Genomic DNA, 17355 nt, shown 5'->3' with positions numbered 1-17355 from the left:
AGGTTTGTTACCTAAACCATTTCCCCAAATGCAAGACCTCCACATCCGTCACCACTGGACGTTAGCAGAAATCCAGGCTATCTACAACACCCCTTTAATGGAACTGGTGTACCGCGCCGCCACTATTCACCGGCAATACCAGGATACCGCGGAAGTTCAGGTTTGCACCCTGTTGTCTATTAAAACAGGCGGATGCACCGAAGATTGCGCGTATTGTCCGCAGGCCGCCAGGTACCACACAGATATTCAGGTGCATGGCCTCCTGAAAAAAGAAGACGTGCTCCGATATGCCCAACAGGCCAAAGATGCCGGCTCCACCCGTTTCTGTATGGGCGCTGCATGGCGGGAAGTGCGCGACAACCGCGACTTCGACCGCGTGATCGACCTGGTGAAAGGGGTGAATGAACTGGGTATGGAAGTATGCTGTACCCTCGGTATGCTGAATGAAGAGCAGGCGAAGAAGCTGGCGGATGCCGGATTATTTGCCTACAACCACAACCTCGATACTTCCCGGGAACATTACGGCGAAATCATTACTACCCGCACTTACGACGATCGTTTACAAACGCTGGACAACGTACGAAAAGCCGGCGTCAGTGTATGCTGCGGCGGTATCATTGGTTTAGGCGAATCGCATGAAGACCGTATCGCCATGTTGCATACACTGAGCAACCTGCCGGAGCATCCGGAATCGGTGCCCATCAATGCACTCACCCGGGTAAAAGGTACGCCGCTGGAACATCTGCCGAAAGTAGCCTTCTGGGATATGGTACGCATGATTGCCACTACCCGTATACTGATGCCGCAGGCGATGGTACGTTTGAGTGCCGGCCGTGCGGAAATGAGTATGTCTGACCAGGCCTTATGTTTTATGGCAGGCGCCAATTCCATCTTCACGGGAGAAAAATTACTGACTACCGGTAATCCTTCTTTTGAAGAAGATCATATGATGTTTGAAATACTGGGATTAAAAGCGAGAGAAGCATTTAAAACAGCACCGGCGCAAAGCGCTGTTGCTGAGTAAGGATATAAAGCACTTACATCATCCGGAAGATACGGCCGGCAACACTGCTGTGGGTATCTTCCGGATATTGTTTTACAGACAGGACTAGATATCTGTCATGCCAAAAAATTCTACGCCCAGCTGATATCCTTTCAGTCCCAGGCCACAGATACAACCCACACATTTAGCCGCAATCAGGGAAGTATGCCGGAACTCTTCCCGGGCATATACATTACTGATGTGAATTTCAATCACCGGTGTTTTAATGCCGGCAATGGCGTCGCGGAGTGCCACCGAAGTATGCGTATAGGCGCCGGCGTTGAGCAGGATGCCATCATAGGAAAAACCTACTTCATGCAGGTAATTCACCAGTTCTCCTTCTATATTGCTTTGGAAATAAGTGAACGTAACCGCCGGATACTGTGCCTGTAATCCTTTGAAATAGTTTTCAAAAGATTCGCTGCCATAGATACCTGTTTCTCTTTTACCAAGCAGGTTGAGATTAGGTCCGTTGATGATTGCTATTTGCATGGTATGAATGATAAATGGTATGAATGATAAAATGGAAGAATGTAACGAAGATACTCAATCCGCTTTATTATTGGCAGCATTCCCCCAGCGGTAGGTGTGCTGTTCAATACCTGCCAGGTCAATGATACGGTCTACTACTGTGGCAGCCACTTCTTCGAGGGTAGTAGGTACACTGTAGAAAGAAGGCGTAGCCGGGCAGATAATGCCACCAGCCAGTGTAACCGTTTCCATATTACGTATATGCATCAGGTTATAGGGGGTTTCCCGGGCTACGAGGATCAGTTTTCGGCGTTCTTTCAGGACAACGTCTGCGGCACGAGTGATCAGGTCGTTGGAGATCCCGGTGGCAATACGCCCCAGGGTACCCATGGAACAGGGACAAATAATCATGGTATCAAAACGTCCGGAACCGGAGGCAAAGGGTGCATGAAAGTCCTGTTGGGAATAAAAGCGGAAAGGTAAACGGGTATAATCGTCGTTGTTTAATTCTGTCTGCCATACTGTTTTGGCATTTTCGGTCATCACCACGGCTACTTCATCCAGCTGGGCATCTCCTGCAGCCTGCAGTTTCTGCAATAACTGCCGGGCGTAAATGGAGCCGCTGGCTCCGGTAACCGCTACTACTATTCGATGTTTCATATGCTAAGCTATATAATACTGCAAAGCTAGCGAATGTAATACTAGTAACAAGAAGATAGCAGGATAAGACAGGCAGACGATTACGTTGCCGGTAGTGGAGTATACAGCTGTGGTTTACAGGCTGGCGGCCTTTTCTTCGATTTCTTCCATCCGGATACCGTTATGGCTTTCATCATATACACACACGCCGTTGCGGATCAGCAGCACCTGCGGTGATTCATGGGGTATACGCCAGGTATCGGCTATTTTATTGGAAACATCCCGGTGAGCAATGAGATCCAGGTAATAAAACGTTAACCCTGTTGGCGCAACTGCACGCTCCAATCTGGATTTGGCCATCGAACTAATAGAACACCGCGTGCTATGCTTAAAAATCACTATTGGCTGATGAGCAGATGCCTCGTTGATTTCAGTAAGTTGTTCATCACTGGTTAACGTTTTCCAATTCATTTAACACAATTTGCTATGTTCTGCTGCAGGCGCCTTCCCCATTCCTCTCATTGGGCAACCCAATTTCTGGTGGCTTGCGCAGGATGTTAAGAAAGCTGCGAAGATACATACTAAACCGGTGTAGCCCAAAATTCTTACATACGATTTCATACTGGGAGTTTTAATTAGTAAACGAAATTTCATAGGAAATATGATACGACAACTTTTTTAATCGTGTTTTGTGACGTTATTTTGCAAATATAGAAAATGCATTAAAAAAAACAACTATACATTTTTGAGATTTAATGATTTGGTGATCCATGTCATCTGATCCCGGAATAAACGGCGTTATGACGAAAGTACATTTTATAGCCATTGGCGGCAGCGTAATGCACCAGTTAGCCATTGCGCTCAAACATAAAGGGTATGCAGTAACCGGCAGCGACGATGAAATCTTTGAACCGGCGCTCTCCAACCTGCAACAGGCAGGTATATTACCTGCAGCTATCGGCTGGGATCCCGACAGGATTACACCGGACCTCGATGCCGTTATCCTGGGTATGCATGCCCGGGAAGATAATCCGGAACTGATACGTGCCCGCGCACTACAGTTAAAGATATACTCCTTCCCTGAATATATTTATCAGGAAAGCCGGGATAAAGTACGTGTAGCCGTTGGGGGCAGTCATGGTAAAACCACCACTACTGCCATGATCATGCATGTACTGCAGCAATGCGGACAGGAGTTTGATTACCTGGTAGGCGCCCGGCTGGAAGGTTTTGCCCAGTCGGTGAATATTACCAGCGCGCCGGTGATCGTGTGTGAAGCAGATGAATACCCGGCTTCCGCCATCGAAAGAAAGCCGAAATTCCATTTTCTGCATCCCCAGATCGCTGTATTAACCGGTATTGCCTGGGATCACATTAATGTATTTCCTACCTACGACATCTATAAAGAACAATTTGCCATATTCATCCGGCAGATGGCAGCAGGCCATGTACTGATCTATAACAGCACCGACCCCGAACTGGCCGGACTGGTAGAACAGGAAGGACAGCACCTGAAACGGATACCGTACCAGATGCCGGTACATGAAATTCATAACGGCATTACCCGGATTCATTTTGGGGACGCAGCCACCGACCTGGCGGTATTTGGCGGACATAACCTGCTGAATATGCACGCAGCCAGACTGGTTTGTAACGAATTAGGTATTTCTGATGTGAAATTCCTGACTGCAATTGCTACCTTTAAGGGCGCAGCTAAAAGACTGGAGCTGGTAGCCAGCAATGCGCACTGTGTAATTTACAGGGATTTTGCCCATGCTCCTTCCAAGGTGAAAGCCACGATGGAAGCCGCCAGGCAACAATATCCCGACCGGAAACTGATTGCTGTGCTGGAGTTACATACTTACAGCAGCCTGAATGCTGATTTTCTGGAACAGTATCAGGGAACCATGGACCCCGCAGATATGGCAGCGGTATTCTATAGCAAACATGCCCTGGAAATCAAACGGATGCCGGATCTGGCGCCCGGATTAATTGCACAGCGGTTTGGCCGTGAAGACCTCCTCGTTTTTCATGAAAGGGAAAAACTGGAAGCCTTCCTGGCAGCGCAGTCCTACCAGGATACGAACCTGTTGCTGATGAGCTCCGGTACGTACGACGGGCTGGACTTCGGCAAACTGGAACAGTTGCTGCCCGGACAGCAATAAAATACTGCATCACTTTTTTACATAAAAAATAACTAAATAGTATATAATGCCTTCTTTGCTCCTCAAGAGGCCCCTGGCCGTAATTGACCTCGAAACCACTGGCACCAATGTGGCTTCCGACCGTATCATTGAAATTGCCATCATCAAAGTATTTCCTGATAAATCCACGCAGTCGAAAGTAAAACGTATTAACCCCGGCATGCCCATCCCCGCAGGATCTACCGCTATTCATGGTATCCGCGATGAAGATGTGAAAGATGCGCCCGTTTTTAAACAGGTAGCCAATGAGCTGAAACAGTTCATGGATAACTGCGACCTGGCTGGTTATAACTCCAACCGTTTTGATATTCCCCTGCTGGTGGAAGAATTTCTGCGGGCGGAAATCGAGTTTGATGTCTCTAAAAGGAAATTTGTAGATGTACAGCGTATTTTCCACTTAATGGAAAAACGTACCCTCGCTGCCGCCTACAAGTTCTATTGCGATAAACAACTGGAGAATGCACATAGCGCGGAAGCAGACGCACTGGCTACCTACGAAATCCTGGAAGCCCAGCTGGGCCGGTACTCCCAATTACAGGAGGATATCGACTCCCTGTCTGATTTCACCAAAGAAGAAGAATATATCGACTTTGCCCGCCGCATCGTGATGCAGGGCGGACAGGAGGTATTTAACTTCGGTAAATACAAAGGCCGCCCGGTAAGAGAAGTGCTGAAGGTTGAACCTCAATACTATGATTGGATGATGAAGGCGGATTTCCCCCTGAACACCAAACAAAAACTGTCGGAAATCTATCACAATATGATGTTAAAAAAAATGTAATGTTTTTTTAGAACATCCTATCTTGCGCCGGAATTGATTTATTTTCGCAGTCCAAAAATATCATCTGCCGAATTGGAAAAGCTTGTCATCATACCAACGTACAATGAAAAGGATAACATCCGCAATATCATTGCCGCTGTATTTTCTTTACAGGAAAATTTTCACGTCCTGATAGTGGATGACGGCTCTCCTGATGGTACCGGCGCGATTGTAAAATCCCTGCAACAGGAACATCCGGGTGCCTTATTCCTCCAGGAAAGATCCGGTAAACAAGGACTGGGAACCGCCTACATCCATGGTTTCAAATGGGCACTGGCCAACAACTACCAGTACATCTTTGAAATGGATGCCGACTTTTCCCATAATCCCAAAGACCTGGTTCGCCTGTACAACGCCTGCGCCAAAGACGGTGCAGATGTATCGGTAGGCTCCCGCTACGTAAAAGGCGGCAATACCGAAAACTGGCCCTGGGACCGTGCCATCTTATCTTATGGTGCTTCGCTCTATGTAGGCATGATCACCTGGATGCCGGTAAAAGACCCTACTGCCGGATTTGTATGTTACCGCAATACCGTACTGGAAGCCATTAACCTGGACCAGATACAGTTTGTAGGATATGCATTTCAGATAGAAATGAAATTTACCGCCTGGAAACTGGGCTTCCGCATCAAGGAAGTGCCCATCACTTTTAAAGATCGCAAGGAAGGCTACTCCAAAATGAGTAAAGGCATCGTAAAAGAAGGCATATTGGGTGTATTGAAAATACAATGGCAAAGCCTTTTCCGCCAATACAAAAAAAGAGTTACGAATTAAGATTACGTTATAGAAAAGCGCATTTACCGGGTAGATATCAGCGAAACAGCTTCGCCGCTATCTAACTGGTAAATGCGTAATTTTTAATACGTAGTTTTGCCATCATCGGTTCATGAAAAAAGCATTCCTTCATCTCCATCTCTCCGTATTCCTGGCAGGTTTTACAGGTATTTTAGGTAAACTGATCACCCTCAACGAAGGACTGCTGGTATGGTACCGGCTGATGATCACCTCCATAAGCCTGCTGATATTATTTCGCTTACAGGGTAAATTAAAAATACTGCCCTGGAAAGATATTGCCCCCATTGGCGCTACCGGCGTAGTGATTGCACTCCACTGGCTGTTCTTTTACGGCAGTATTAAATATTCGAATGTATCTATCGGGGTGATTTGTTTTTCTCTTACCAGTCTGTTCACCGCTTTTTTTGATCCGCTGATCAACCGGCGCCGCTTTGATATGGCGGAGATGGGACTCAGTTTACTGACCCTGCTGGGCATTCTGCTGATATTTCATTTTGATACACAATACCGTACCGGTATTATACTGGGTATTATATCGGCCATGTTTGCCGCCCTGTTTACCGTATTCAATAAACGGCTCATCAAACGCTTTGATACCTCCACCATCACTTTTTATGAACTGTCGGTCGGTTTTGTGGTATTAACCCTGGCGATGCCGTTTTACCTGCAGCTGTTTCCTGTGGCCAGTATCCTGCCATCGTCTATGGACCTCATCTACCTGCTGATACTCGCCTGGGCCTGTACCATCTGTATGTACCTGCTCAGTATGAGTGCGTTGAAAAAGATTTCTCCCTTTACCGTTAATCTGTGTTTTAATCTGGAACCGGTGTACAGCATCTTCCTGGCTTTTGTGCTGTTTCATGAAAACAAATACCTGAACAGCGCTTTCTATGCAGGGCTGGGCTGTATTCTGTTATCTGTGGTACTGCAAATGGCGCGGGTGGCCAAAGACCGCACCCTCTCCTAGAACAGGTCGAGATCCAGGTGCTGATAATCAGCCAGCTGGTGATTTTCGGGGGGCAGCTCCGTGATCAGGTAATTAATCAGGTTCAGGTCACATACTTTCATGCGCTGGGCAGAACCCAGTTTTTCTGCAATACTGAGAATCGCCGTTTTTTTAGACGCTTTCAGCATCGCCCTTTTTACCTGCACCACTTCCCAATCGGAATCGGTCATACCGTCCTGCACGGAAAAGCCATTGGCGCCCAGTAAGCACAGGTCTACCTTAATATCTGCCAGCTGGTTAATCACGCTGGCGCCTATATGTACATTGGAACTTTTAGAGAGTTGCCCGCCGATACTGATGACCGTCAGGTGGGTATGTTCCACCAGTTGTAATGCCACAAGCGGGCTGATAGTAAAAAAGGTAGCCCGCAGGCTGTCTGGTATACGTTTGGCCAGTTCTATCATGGTGGTGCCACCGCCGGTGAGTACCACCATATCATTTTTCAGGAGCCGGATGGTTTTTTCCGCAATCTGTTGTTTGGCTTCCAGCGCATATACCATGTTCTCCGTATCAAACGGATGATGAAAGGAGCGCCCGATTGCGCCACCATGTACTTTCAGGATTTTGCCTTCCTCTGCCATTTCTTTCAGGTCGCGGCGCACAGTATCTTCCGAGATGCCCAGCATACTACTGATATCGGTCGATAAAACTTTATTATGCAAGTTGATCTGCCGCATGATAAATGCCTGGCGTTCCTCTTTTAACATGCCCGAAAATTTTTCAAATATACAAATCTCACTACAGGTTGTTCCGGTTTACCTGTCCGCCGTCCCTGTAAATTTTAAAAATAACTATACGTATTTTAGCGTATTTTGTATTTTAACAACCCGCAATAACACGCAATAATTTATAAAATACAACATTTATGGATTAATTCAAGTATTAAAAACGCAAATAAACGCAACGACTAAGTACCCAACACACGTTATCGACCTGTAAAAACCACGAACCCGTTTACTGTCTGTCAGCCTGGAAATATTTACTAGTCACAACACAACCGCTATTCAACCAACATCTAAACTTTCAACCATGAGAGCAAGATTACTTTTCACGTTACTGCTATTGCTGCTTTACACCCCTTCCCTGCTGGCCCAACAGGTCATCTCCGGAACGGTGACTGACAAAAGCAATCAGCAACCTGTTATTGGCGCCACCATTATGTCCGGCGCCAAAGGCACCGTCGCCGACGAAAAAGGCCATTTTACCCTGCAACTGCCCGCAGGCGCCACCTTGCTGCAGGTAAGCTTTATTGGGTATAAGCCCCTGAAAGTACCCGTTACCGGTAAAAGCAGCTACCAGCTGCTGATGGAGTCTGACGAACGCTCCCTCGAACAATTCGTAGTAGTAGGCTACGGCACCCAGAAAAAAGCCAATCTCACCGGCGCCGTATCCGTTGTCGACATCTCCAAAACCATGCAGGGCAGACCGCTCACCGATCCCTCCAAAGCATTGCAAGGCGTATCACCCGGTCTGAACATCACCTTTTCCAACGGCGGCCTTACCCAGGCACCCGCGATCAACATCCGGGGAACCGGTTCCCTCAACGGTACCAGCAAACCACTGCTGCTGGTAGATAACGTGGAAACGCCAGACCTCTCCCTCATCAATCCCGACGACATTGAAAGCATCTCTGTATTAAAAGATGCTGCGTCTACCTCTATCTTCGGCGCCCGGGCTTCTTTCGGCGTTGTGCTGATCAAAACCAAAACCGGTCACCGCAACACCCGCACCACCGTACGGTACTCCAACAACTTTGGCTGGAGCACCCCTACCATGCTGCCCGACTTCGCCGATCCTGAAAAGGAACTGACCGGCCTGTATGAAGGCGCTACCCGTGCCGGTACCACTACCCCTGAAATATTCGGGATGAGGATGTTGCAACTGCGGGACGGCATCCGTAACTGGAAAGAAAAATATGCCCATAACCGGAAAGGACTGGAAATGGTTCCCGGAGAAGATTTTGAAGTCAAGGACGGCCAACCCTACTTCTACCGGGTATGGGATGTAAAAGATATGATGATGCAAAAGTGGGCGCCACAGCAGATTCAAAACCTCAGCATCTCCGGCGGCAGCGAAAAAGTGTCCTACTATCTCTCCGGCGGATTCAGCAACGCAGGCGGTACGCTCAAAATGAATCCCGACAACATCAAAAAATATAACATCAGTGCCAATGTAAATGCCAGTGTCACCAAATGGCTGGATGTAGACCTCCGGATGCTATACCGCAACTTCAAATATGATTATCCCTATCAATACCAGAGCTACTTCTACTATATGTGGCGCTGGGGCGCCTATTTCCCTTACGGCACCTATCAGGGCAACTACTTCCGCCACACGCCGGCATACCTGGCCAATGCGCAAACCAACACCCTCACGGATAACTACCAGCGCATCAACCTGGGCGCTACCCTGAAACTGACCAAAGACCTGAACATCCGTGCCGACTATACCATAGGCCGCGACAATACCACCCGCCACATTGCCGGCGGCAAGGTAATGGCCTGGGATTTCTGGACGCCCGGACCACTGACGCTCGCCAACATTGCCAGCCCTGCCCAGAACGAAACCGGTTACAAAGCCGGCAACTATAAGGTAAACACCTTTAACCTGTATGCCACTTACGATAAGCGTCTGGGCAAAGACCATCAGCTGAAAGTAATGGCCGGCATGAATGCCGAAGATGTGGATACCCTCAACTTCGGCGCTTACCGCCGCAATGTACTGGACCCCACCAAATCAGAACTGTCACTGGCTACCGGCGATCAGCTGGTAGATAATAACCACCTGGAGAATGCCTACGCCGGTTTCTTTGGCCGTATCAACTATGCCTATAAAGACAAATGGTTGCTGGAAGTAAACGGCCGCTATGATGGCGCCTCCGCCTTCCCGCCTGCTGATCGTTGGGCCTTCTTCCCTTCTGCGTCTATCGGTTACCGTATCACCGAAGAACCTTTCATGCAGGGTATCCGGAAGGCACTGAGCGACCTGAAAATCCGCGCCTCCTACGGCACATTGGGTAACCAGGATACCGGTGGTAAATGGTACATCCCATCCATGGCTACCAGTCAGGTGAACTGGATGAATGGCGGCACCTATGCCCCGGGCGTGAACCAGCCACTATCCGTAGCCAGATCGCTGTCGTGGGAACGCGTACGCACCATCGATATCGGCACTGATATCAGCCTCTTTAATAATCATATAGGCGTTACCGTAGACTGGTACGAGCGCAGCACCGACGGCATGCTTACCAACAGAGCCATCCCCGCTACCTTTGGCACCTCCGCCCCGAAGATCAATGACGGCGCCCTCCGCACCCGTGGTTATGAAATCATGGTGGATGCCAACTACCGCCTCAACAAAGACTGGCTGGTATACGGTACCCTGGCCTTCTGGGATAGCAAAACCATTATCTCCGACTGGAACAATCCTTCCATGCTGATCTCTCAGAACTACAAAGGCAAAAACCTCGGGGAAATATGGGGCTTTGAAACAGACCGTTATTTCACCCGGGAAGATGATATGACCAAAGTGCCGAACCAGTCCAAACTACAGGATGGTAATTTCGTATTCGGCCCCGGCGACATCAAATACAAAGACCTCAACGACGACAAGGTAATTGACGGCGGTAAAGGTACCCTCAGCGACCACGGCGACCTGACCATTATTGGCAACACCCTCCCCCGCTACCAATACAGTATCCGACTGGGCAGTACGTTTAAAAACTTCGACCTGGATGTATTTCTGCAGGGCGTAGGCAAGGTGAATTACTGGGGCCTGGGCGATCTTACCCTCCCGATGTACCGTGGTAACGATATCCTGTATGCCAATCAGCTGGACTACTGGACGGAAAGCAATCCGAATGCCTACTACCCCCGTCCTTACTCCAAAAACGACCAGGGTAAAATACCCGGCCTGGCATCCGGTGGCAATAACTTCTATCCACAATCCAAATACCTGCTCAACATGGCTTACCTGCGCCTGAAAAATATCACCCTGGGCTATACCTTACCGGCGCACCTGGCCAGCCAGATACACCTGCAACGGGTACGGGTATACGCCAGCGGGCAAAATCTGGCTGAAATATCCAATGTAGGCGCGCCTATCGATCCGGAAATCACCACCGGTGAATCCAACTTCCTGGGCAGAACCTTCCCCTTCCAACGTACTTTTTCCTTTGGCTTACAGGTAACCTTTTAAATGATACCTTTATGAAAAATCGTATAATCACTTCCGTTATATCCACCGTTGCTGTTGTATTGATGAGCACCGGCTGTAAAAAATATGTAGATAAAGCACTCCCCGATCAGTTTGATGATAATACTTTCTGGATATCCGAAGACAACGTTCGCAGCTACAACTGGGGATTCTATGAATTATTTCCCGGTTATGGCAATCTTACCACTTACGGCGATTTTTACTTTTCCTCCTTTACGGATGATCAGGCTGGCAGCGCCTTTCAGAACTTCCTGCTGAATGTGCCGGCAACCGCCACTTCCTGGGATTTTACCCAGATAAGAAAAGCCAACATTATGCTGGAACGTATTGACAGGGTACCGATGTCAGACGAAGCCAAAAACCACTGGAAAGGGGTCGCCCGTTTTTTCCGCGCCCTCACCTACTTTAACCGGGTGAAAGACTACGGGGATCTTCCCTGGCTGGGCAATTCCATGGATATCAGTGATGAAGGCATGATCTACAAACCCCGCGACTCCCGGGTACTGGTGATGGATAGTGTGCTGGCAGATATCAATTTTGCCGTAGATAACCTCCGGACAAAAGACCAGCCCAACACCATCACCCGCGATGTAGCCCTGGCATTGAAGTCACGGATAGGCCTATACGAAGGTACGTGGCGCAGGTACCATACCGATCCTGCCTTACCCGATGCCGCGAAATTTCTGGCAGCAGCAAAAGATGCCGCTTCCAAACTAATGACCGGCACCTACAAGCTATCAGCCGACTATCGCACCGCCTATAACTCCATCGACCTGTCTGGTAACCAGGAGATCATCCTGTACAAAAAATACCTGCCGGGCTTCCTCACCCATTCGGTGATTGGTTTCAATACCAACAGTACCCAGATGGCTGGCTTAACCAAATCGGCTGTGGAGTCCTATCTGTGTTCAGATGGATTACCGATCACCGTATCGCCGCTCTATAAAGGCGATAGTAGCATCCAGCGTACCCGCAGCAACCGCGACAGACGCCTGCTGCAAACCATCGATACTTTCCTCTGCTACAACGGCGAATTGGTTGGTGGCATGAGTACCAGCACCGGATACCGGCCGGCCAAGTTCCTGCAACCACTGGTAGCCAACACGCTGGCGCCGTACAACGATACCGATGCCCCGCTCTTCTGGCTGGCAGAAGTATTATTGAACTACGCCGAAGCGGCCGCCGAACTGCAAAAGGAGGGACAGTATGCCTTTTCCCAGACAGACCTCGACCGGTCCATCAACCTGCTGCGTGTACGGGCCGGACTGCCTCCTTTGCAATATCTCAGTGAAACCCAGGTAGCTGCTAACGGTGTACCATACACGGATTCTAAAAAAGATCCTGATGTACCTTCTTTCATCTGGGAAATACGCCGGGAAAGAAGAGCAGAACTCATGATGGATGGCTTCCGCTACCATGACCTGATGCGTTGGAGCAAAGGGGATTATATGGACAGCAACAAAAACCCCGACATCTTCAAAGGCGCCAGGGTAAAGGGAAACGCAGACGTACTGCGGGACGAGAAAGGTTATATTACGCCTTACAAAGCCAGTACTGTCCGTAAATTTGAAACACCTAAAAACTATCTGCTGCCGATACCCAGCGGCCAGATCGCGTTATATCCCAATGGTGCGTTGAAACAAAACCCACGCTGGTAATCATCTCTGTAAAAAAGCCGATGAACAGCTTTAAACTGTTCATCGGCTTCGTTCGGATAGCTGGCCGGATAAGCACGGCTTATGCCTGTTCCAGCTATAGACGATACCGCTTGCCTGGCATAAGAAGACGCCCCGATTCGCCTTTTTTATCCCTTGCCAACAACTGCTGACCCGAAATAAATCCGGGATACCCGGTTATGGTTTTTTCCTGATTTTTACCGCATAGGCATAAGTAGTGCCACCATCAAACTCCAAATGGTCGTGAGAGATGGCGGTTACGGATCTTACATTCGGCAATATGCCTACCAATAATCTGCCCAGGCCGGCATATTGCGCTTCTGCACCGGCACTGGCCACTACCCATGTATTATCAATATTTACAGTCACCACGCCCTGAGAGCCACTTGCGTAAGTAGAAGCGGATTCCTGCAGAATTTCCAATGCTCCGAAATTGGGGATATTGGGTTGGATACCAATAGCATAAGCAGTAATGCTGGCAGGAGAGCTTTCAATATGATCTTTACTGCCAACCAGCCAGCTGTTACCACTGGGTATTGATTTTGTCAACAGATTACCCCAGCCGCTCCAGTTTACTTTGGCGCCGCCACCTATTAATGTATACCCACCGTTGGTACTTACATAGGTATTGGGGTGACCAGCTGTACCTGTCGTATTGCTACTGATTTGTATATAGGTTTTCAGTTCATCTTTAGTGACGCCACTCAGTTTCAATCCGATGGCATACCCCGTCAGGGTATGACTGGCTGACTGGATGTGATCTTTTGAAGCCGCATGCCAGGTACTTAAATTATTATCCGGATAAGAGGCAGTTAATAATGCGCCGTATGACCCCTGCGGATAGGTAGCTACCGCGCCACCACCAATCAGTACATAATCCGGTGGCACCGTTACATCGGTAAATACATGCGTGCCGGATTCAGATCTGGATACAATCACAATCTGCACCTTACCAGACCAGTCGCTCGAATAGGTAAACACATCTTTATCAATGGAAGCTGCCTGACTGCTGGCTGCAGCTGTGGGCTGATCAGTATAGGATTTATCTTTTTTTAACTGCTGTTCTTTGGTACAGGCCATGAAAAATAAACAGACTACTGCGAATAGGAATAATATCTTTTTCATCGTTTAAATTTTGGGTGATAAAAGGGAAATAATGATCACGTTGACAGCATCGGGGGAGCTGTCTGCTTTCGGGTAACATGTTATAGGCATTTGCTTTAGCACTTGTCAGTACAGCAATGTAGCGCATTGCCCTGCAGAAAATAATTTTATTTCCGGAGTGCTGCCGGCCTACAGTTGACCAACAACATTGTCCGCGTATGCCATCACCATAAAGTCATCTCCGGAACTGGTTGATACCCGCCGGCGCTCCTGTTTTTTATCCTCCATCGGGGATATCCTGATCCGGCCTGTTTAGCTGCCGGCAACGGTCATCCTCCCTCCTGCGGGAAAAATCGTTTTACCACTGGTACGCCCGATTGTTTAATTCCTGTCGTAATTTATTACTTTAGCCCTATGAGAAAGATCTTTTGGGGCCTCCTGCTTATGAGTAGCCCGTATTTCACTTATGCGCAACAACATGCCAAAAAGCCGCTGGATCACAGTGTATATGACAGCTGGCAAAGCATCGGTACAAAACTGATCAGCAACAATGGACAATGGGTGGTGTATACTGTCACGCCACAGGAAGGAGATGCCAGCCTGGTTATTTACGACCGGAAAACCAACCGGTCCATGACCATTCCACGAGGCAGCAATCCACTCATCACAGCAGATTCCCGTTATGTAGCCTTCAGTATCAAACCTTTTTTCCGGGATACCCGCGAAGCAAAAATCAAGAAAAAGAAACCGGCGGAAATGCCGAAGGATTCCCTGGGTATCGTCACACTGGGACAATCCGACATCCTGAAATTTGCCGCCGTAAAATCCTTTAAGGCGCCTGAAAAAGGGGGTGGCCTGCTGGCATGGCTGCAGGAAACACCTGCCGATACTGCCAGAACCAAAGGTGGTAAAGCTGCTCCAGCCCCTGCCTCCAAAGACCGGGAAGACGATGACAAACGTACCGACGCCGATAAGGACGGCGGTGTGCTCATCATCCGCCAACTGGCAGCAGGTGTACAGGACACCATCAAAAACGTGACCTCCTACGCTTTCAGCAAACCGGGCAACAGCCTGCTGGCAGCGATTACCTCCAACAAAAAAGATTCCCTCTCCCGCACCGCCGTATTGTTATGGCATGCCGGCAAAGGAAAAGCAGATACCCTGAGCCGTGGTTACGGCGACTATAAGCAACTGGCCCTTGATGAAAAAGGAGAACAGGCCGCTTATTTCGGTACCCGCGACAGCGCAAAGGCACTGCAGCAGTTTTATCAGCTGTATTACTTCAAACCAGGACAGGACAGCGCGCTGGCAGTAGCAGGTAAAAACAGTACCGGTATTCCGCAACAGTGGACCGTAAACCCTAACAGTGCCCTCTCTTTCAGTAAAGACGGACAGCGGCTGCTCTTTGGTACGGCCCCGGTACGACCGCCGAAAGACACGACCATCGTGGATTTTGAAGTAGCCAAGGTAGATATCTGGAATTATAAAGATGATTACCTGCAGCCCATGCAGCTGAAAAACGCAGACAAGGAACTGAAAAGAAGTTATGCAGCCGTATATCATACCGGCGCAAAACGTATCGTACAGCTGGGCGATCAAAATCTGGAATCCATCTTCACGGCGCAGGAAGGCAACAGCCCCTATGCCCTGGGATACACTGATAAAGGCGCACGTGTTCCCCTGCAATGGATAGGCCGTACCCTTAAAACAGCGTACCTCGTTAACATACAGGATGGCAGCCGTAAGCTGATCAAAGAAAAACTGGATGGTTATTTTACGCTCTCTCCCAATGGGAAGTATATTACCTGGTATGATCTGGTAAACAAACAATGGTTTGTGCACAACAATGCTACCGGCGCGGTGATTCCGCTCAGCAAAGGTATTACCACCGCACTCGCTGACGAAGAAGATGATCATCCGGATGTACCGGAACCTTATGGTTTGGCTGGCTGGTTAAAAGACGACCGGTTTGCGTATATCTATGACCGTTATGACATCTGGCAGGTGGATCCGGAAGGTAAAATCGCTCCGGTAGTGATTACTGCCGGCAACGGACGCAAAACCAAAACCCGTTACCTCATCGTAAAAACCAATCCGGAACAAACCGGTTTTGTTCCCAACGAAACCCTGCTGCTGAGTACTTTTGCAGACAGCACCAAATATAACGGCTATTATTCCCTGTTGCTGCCAGCTAAGGCAGTCAAAGGCAGCGTACCGCAGCTCCTGAGCGCCGGTCCTTTTTCCTTTACAGATCTGCTGAAAGCCAAAGACGCTCCTGTATATACCTTCACCCGGGCCAGCTACACCCAATCGCCCGATGTATATACCGGTACCCAGCTGGATAAAGCAACGAAGATCAGCAGCACCAACCCGCAGCAGCAAAACTATAACTGGGGTACGGCTTCCCTATACAAGTGGACCACTTTCAGCGGCAAATCGTCTGAAGGGATCCTGTACAAACCAGAAGATTTTGACAGCACCAAAAAGTATCCGGTTATCTTTTATTTCTATGAGAAATTAACAGATGGCTTGTATAGCTATCAGGCCCCGGCGCCTACGCCATCCCGCCTGAATATTTCCTTCTTCGTAAGCCGCGGTTACCTGGTGTTTGCACCGGATATCAGCTACGAAAACGGTTATCCTGGCAAGAGTGCCTACGACTACATCGTGAGCGCTGCAGAAACCCTCGCTAAACAACCGTGGGTAGATGGTAAAAATATGGGGATCCAGGGACAAAGCTGGGGTGGCTACCAGGTAGCTTACCTCATTACCCAGACCAATATTTTCAAGGCTGCATGGGCCGGCGCACCGGTAGCCAATATGACCAGTGCGTATGGGGGTATCCGTTGGGAAAGCGGTATGAACAGACAGTTCCAGTATGAGCATTCACAAAGCAGGATCGGTGCTACCTTATGGGAAAAACCGGAGTTGTATATTGAAAACTCTCCACTGTTCAACCTGCCCCGCGTAAACACGCCGGTGGCAATTATGGCCAATGATGCCGATGGGGCAGTACCCTGGTACCAGGGCATTGAAATGTTTACCGGTTTACGTCGTTTAGGCAAGCCCGTTTGGATGCTTAACTATAACAACGAGGCACACAACCTGATACAACGCCAGAACCGTAAAGATATTCAGCGTCGGGAGCAACAGTTTTTTGATCACTTCCTGAAAGGCGCGCCGGCACCGCAATGGCTGGAAAGCGGCGTTCCTGCTACAGAAAAAGGGATCAACTGGGGCTGGGAATAAACCAAGCTATCAGATAATCTAAAAAAATATAACGGATCACCGGGACAAAACACATTCCCGTGATCCGTTATATTTTTTTAGATAGGCTGGAACCATTAAAACAATTATTATTTAATTAATATAAAACATTTAAC

The 17355-nt window shown here is 48.7% G+C and carries 13 protein-coding genes; 8 read left to right on the top strand and 5 right to left on the bottom strand.

The window, feature by feature from the left end; genetic code table 11:
• Nucleotides 1-28: 28 nt before the first annotated feature.
• Nucleotides 29-1024, top strand: a complete 996-nt coding sequence (gene bioB / locus OL444_RS10545) for a biotin synthase BioB (protein ID WP_264733246.1) — start codon at nt 29-31, stop codon at nt 1022-1024.
• 84 nt (nt 1025-1108) lie between these two features.
• Here the strand turns inward: bioB and aroQ are convergent, their stop codons facing one another.
• The 3 genes from aroQ to ytxJ form a co-directional block, all read right to left on the bottom strand.
• Nucleotides 1109-1534 carry a type II 3-dehydroquinate dehydratase gene (gene aroQ, locus OL444_RS10540; protein WP_264733247.1) on the bottom strand — a complete coding sequence of 142 codons (426 nt, stop codon included), beginning with the start codon at nt 1532-1534 and terminating at the stop codon, nt 1109-1111.
• Nucleotides 1535-1588: 54 nt separating this feature from the next.
• Nucleotides 1589-2173 (bottom strand): UbiX family flavin prenyltransferase, encoded by a 585-nt coding sequence (locus OL444_RS10535; RefSeq protein ID WP_264733248.1) that lies wholly within the window; start codon nt 2171-2173, stop codon nt 1589-1591.
• A 114-nt stretch (nt 2174-2287) separates the two neighbouring features.
• Complete coding sequence (gene ytxJ, locus OL444_RS10530; protein ID WP_264733249.1) at nt 2288-2623, bottom strand: bacillithiol system redox-active protein YtxJ; 336 nt, start codon at nt 2621-2623, stop codon at nt 2288-2290.
• 329 nt (nt 2624-2952) lie between these two features.
• On the opposite strand from ytxJ, the gene OL444_RS10525 reads away from it, so the two are divergent.
• The 4 genes from OL444_RS10525 (at nt 2953) to OL444_RS10510 (ending at nt 6938) form a co-directional block, all read left to right on the top strand.
• Entirely contained in the window at nt 2953-4317 is a 1365-nt protein-coding gene (locus tag OL444_RS10525) for a UDP-N-acetylmuramate--L-alanine ligase (protein ID WP_264733250.1), read from the top strand.
• A 46-nt stretch (nt 4318-4363) separates the two neighbouring features.
• Nucleotides 4364-5137 (top strand): 3'-5' exonuclease, encoded by a 774-nt coding sequence (locus OL444_RS10520; protein ID WP_264733251.1) that lies wholly within the window; start codon nt 4364-4366, stop codon nt 5135-5137.
• A 72-nt stretch (nt 5138-5209) separates the two neighbouring features.
• On the top strand, nt 5210-5950 hold the full coding sequence (locus tag OL444_RS10515; protein ID WP_264733252.1) for a polyprenol monophosphomannose synthase: 741 nt from the start codon (nt 5210-5212) through the stop codon (nt 5948-5950).
• Nucleotides 5951-6062: 112 nt separating this feature from the next.
• Complete coding sequence (locus OL444_RS10510; protein ID WP_264733253.1) at nt 6063-6938, top strand: DMT family transporter; 876 nt, start codon at nt 6063-6065, stop codon at nt 6936-6938.
• Here OL444_RS10510 and OL444_RS10505 read toward each other — a convergent pair.
• Nucleotides 6935-7684, bottom strand: coding sequence for a DeoR/GlpR family DNA-binding transcription regulator (locus OL444_RS10505; protein WP_264733254.1), 750 nt, complete (start codon nt 7682-7684; stop codon nt 6935-6937). The two genes, OL444_RS10510 and OL444_RS10505, sit on opposite strands and share 4 nt — an antisense overlap.
• A 322-nt stretch (nt 7685-8006) precedes the next feature.
• On the opposite strand from OL444_RS10505, the gene OL444_RS10500 reads away from it, so the two are divergent.
• Complete coding sequence (locus tag OL444_RS10500; RefSeq protein ID WP_264733255.1) at nt 8007-11174, top strand: SusC/RagA family TonB-linked outer membrane protein; 3168 nt, start codon at nt 8007-8009, stop codon at nt 11172-11174.
• An 11-nt stretch (nt 11175-11185) separates the two neighbouring features.
• Nucleotides 11186-12850, top strand: a complete 1665-nt coding sequence (locus OL444_RS10495; RefSeq protein WP_264733256.1) for a RagB/SusD family nutrient uptake outer membrane protein — start codon at nt 11186-11188, stop codon at nt 12848-12850.
• 195 nt (nt 12851-13045) lie between these two features.
• Here OL444_RS10495 and OL444_RS10490 read toward each other — a convergent pair whose 3' ends face one another.
• Nucleotides 13046-13993, bottom strand: coding sequence for a hypothetical protein (locus tag OL444_RS10490; RefSeq protein WP_264733257.1), 948 nt, complete (start codon nt 13991-13993; stop codon nt 13046-13048).
• A gap of 393 nt (nt 13994-14386) precedes the next feature.
• On the opposite strand from OL444_RS10490, the gene OL444_RS10485 reads away from it, so the two are divergent.
• On the top strand, nt 14387-17221 hold the full coding sequence (locus OL444_RS10485) for an alpha/beta hydrolase family protein (RefSeq protein ID WP_264733258.1): 2835 nt from the start codon (nt 14387-14389) through the stop codon (nt 17219-17221).
• Nucleotides 17222-17355: the final 134 nt, after the last annotated feature.

The organism is Chitinophaga nivalis, from assembly GCF_025989125.1.
In the GTDB taxonomy this organism is placed as follows: domain Bacteria; phylum Bacteroidota; class Bacteroidia; order Chitinophagales; family Chitinophagaceae; genus Chitinophaga; species Chitinophaga nivalis.
Note: the sequence above shows the minus strand (reverse complement) of the source record. Positions and strands in the feature narration are given on the sequence as shown.

What these genes read in the sequence shown, in the direction of transcription:
- bioB (WP_264733246.1), top strand. Translation starts at nt 29, where the DNA reads ATGCAAGACCTCCACATCCGTCACCACTGGACGTTAGCAGAAATCCAG.
- aroQ (WP_264733247.1), bottom strand. Translation starts at nt 1,534, where the DNA reads ATGCAAATAGCAATCATCAACGGACCTAATCTCAACCTGCTTGGTAAA.
- OL444_RS10535 (WP_264733248.1), bottom strand. Translation starts at nt 2,173, where the DNA reads ATGAAACATCGAATAGTAGTAGCGGTTACCGGAGCCAGCGGCTCCATT.
- ytxJ (WP_264733249.1), bottom strand. Translation starts at nt 2,623, where the DNA reads ATGAATTGGAAAACGTTAACCAGTGATGAACAACTTACTGAAATCAAC.
- OL444_RS10525 (WP_264733250.1), top strand. Translation starts at nt 2,953, where the DNA reads ATGACGAAAGTACATTTTATAGCCATTGGCGGCAGCGTAATGCACCAG.
- OL444_RS10520 (WP_264733251.1), top strand. Translation starts at nt 4,364, where the DNA reads ATGCCTTCTTTGCTCCTCAAGAGGCCCCTGGCCGTAATTGACCTCGAA.
- OL444_RS10510 (WP_264733253.1), top strand. Translation starts at nt 6,063, where the DNA reads ATGAAAAAAGCATTCCTTCATCTCCATCTCTCCGTATTCCTGGCAGGT.
- OL444_RS10505 (WP_264733254.1), bottom strand. Translation starts at nt 7,684, where the DNA reads ATGTTAAAAGAGGAACGCCAGGCATTTATCATGCGGCAGATCAACTTG.
- OL444_RS10500 (WP_264733255.1), top strand. Translation starts at nt 8,007, where the DNA reads ATGAGAGCAAGATTACTTTTCACGTTACTGCTATTGCTGCTTTACACC.
- OL444_RS10495 (WP_264733256.1), top strand. Translation starts at nt 11,186, where the DNA reads ATGAAAAATCGTATAATCACTTCCGTTATATCCACCGTTGCTGTTGTA.
- OL444_RS10490 (WP_264733257.1), bottom strand. Translation starts at nt 13,993, where the DNA reads ATGAAAAAGATATTATTCCTATTCGCAGTAGTCTGTTTATTTTTCATG.
- OL444_RS10485 (WP_264733258.1), top strand. Translation starts at nt 14,387, where the DNA reads ATGAGAAAGATCTTTTGGGGCCTCCTGCTTATGAGTAGCCCGTATTTC.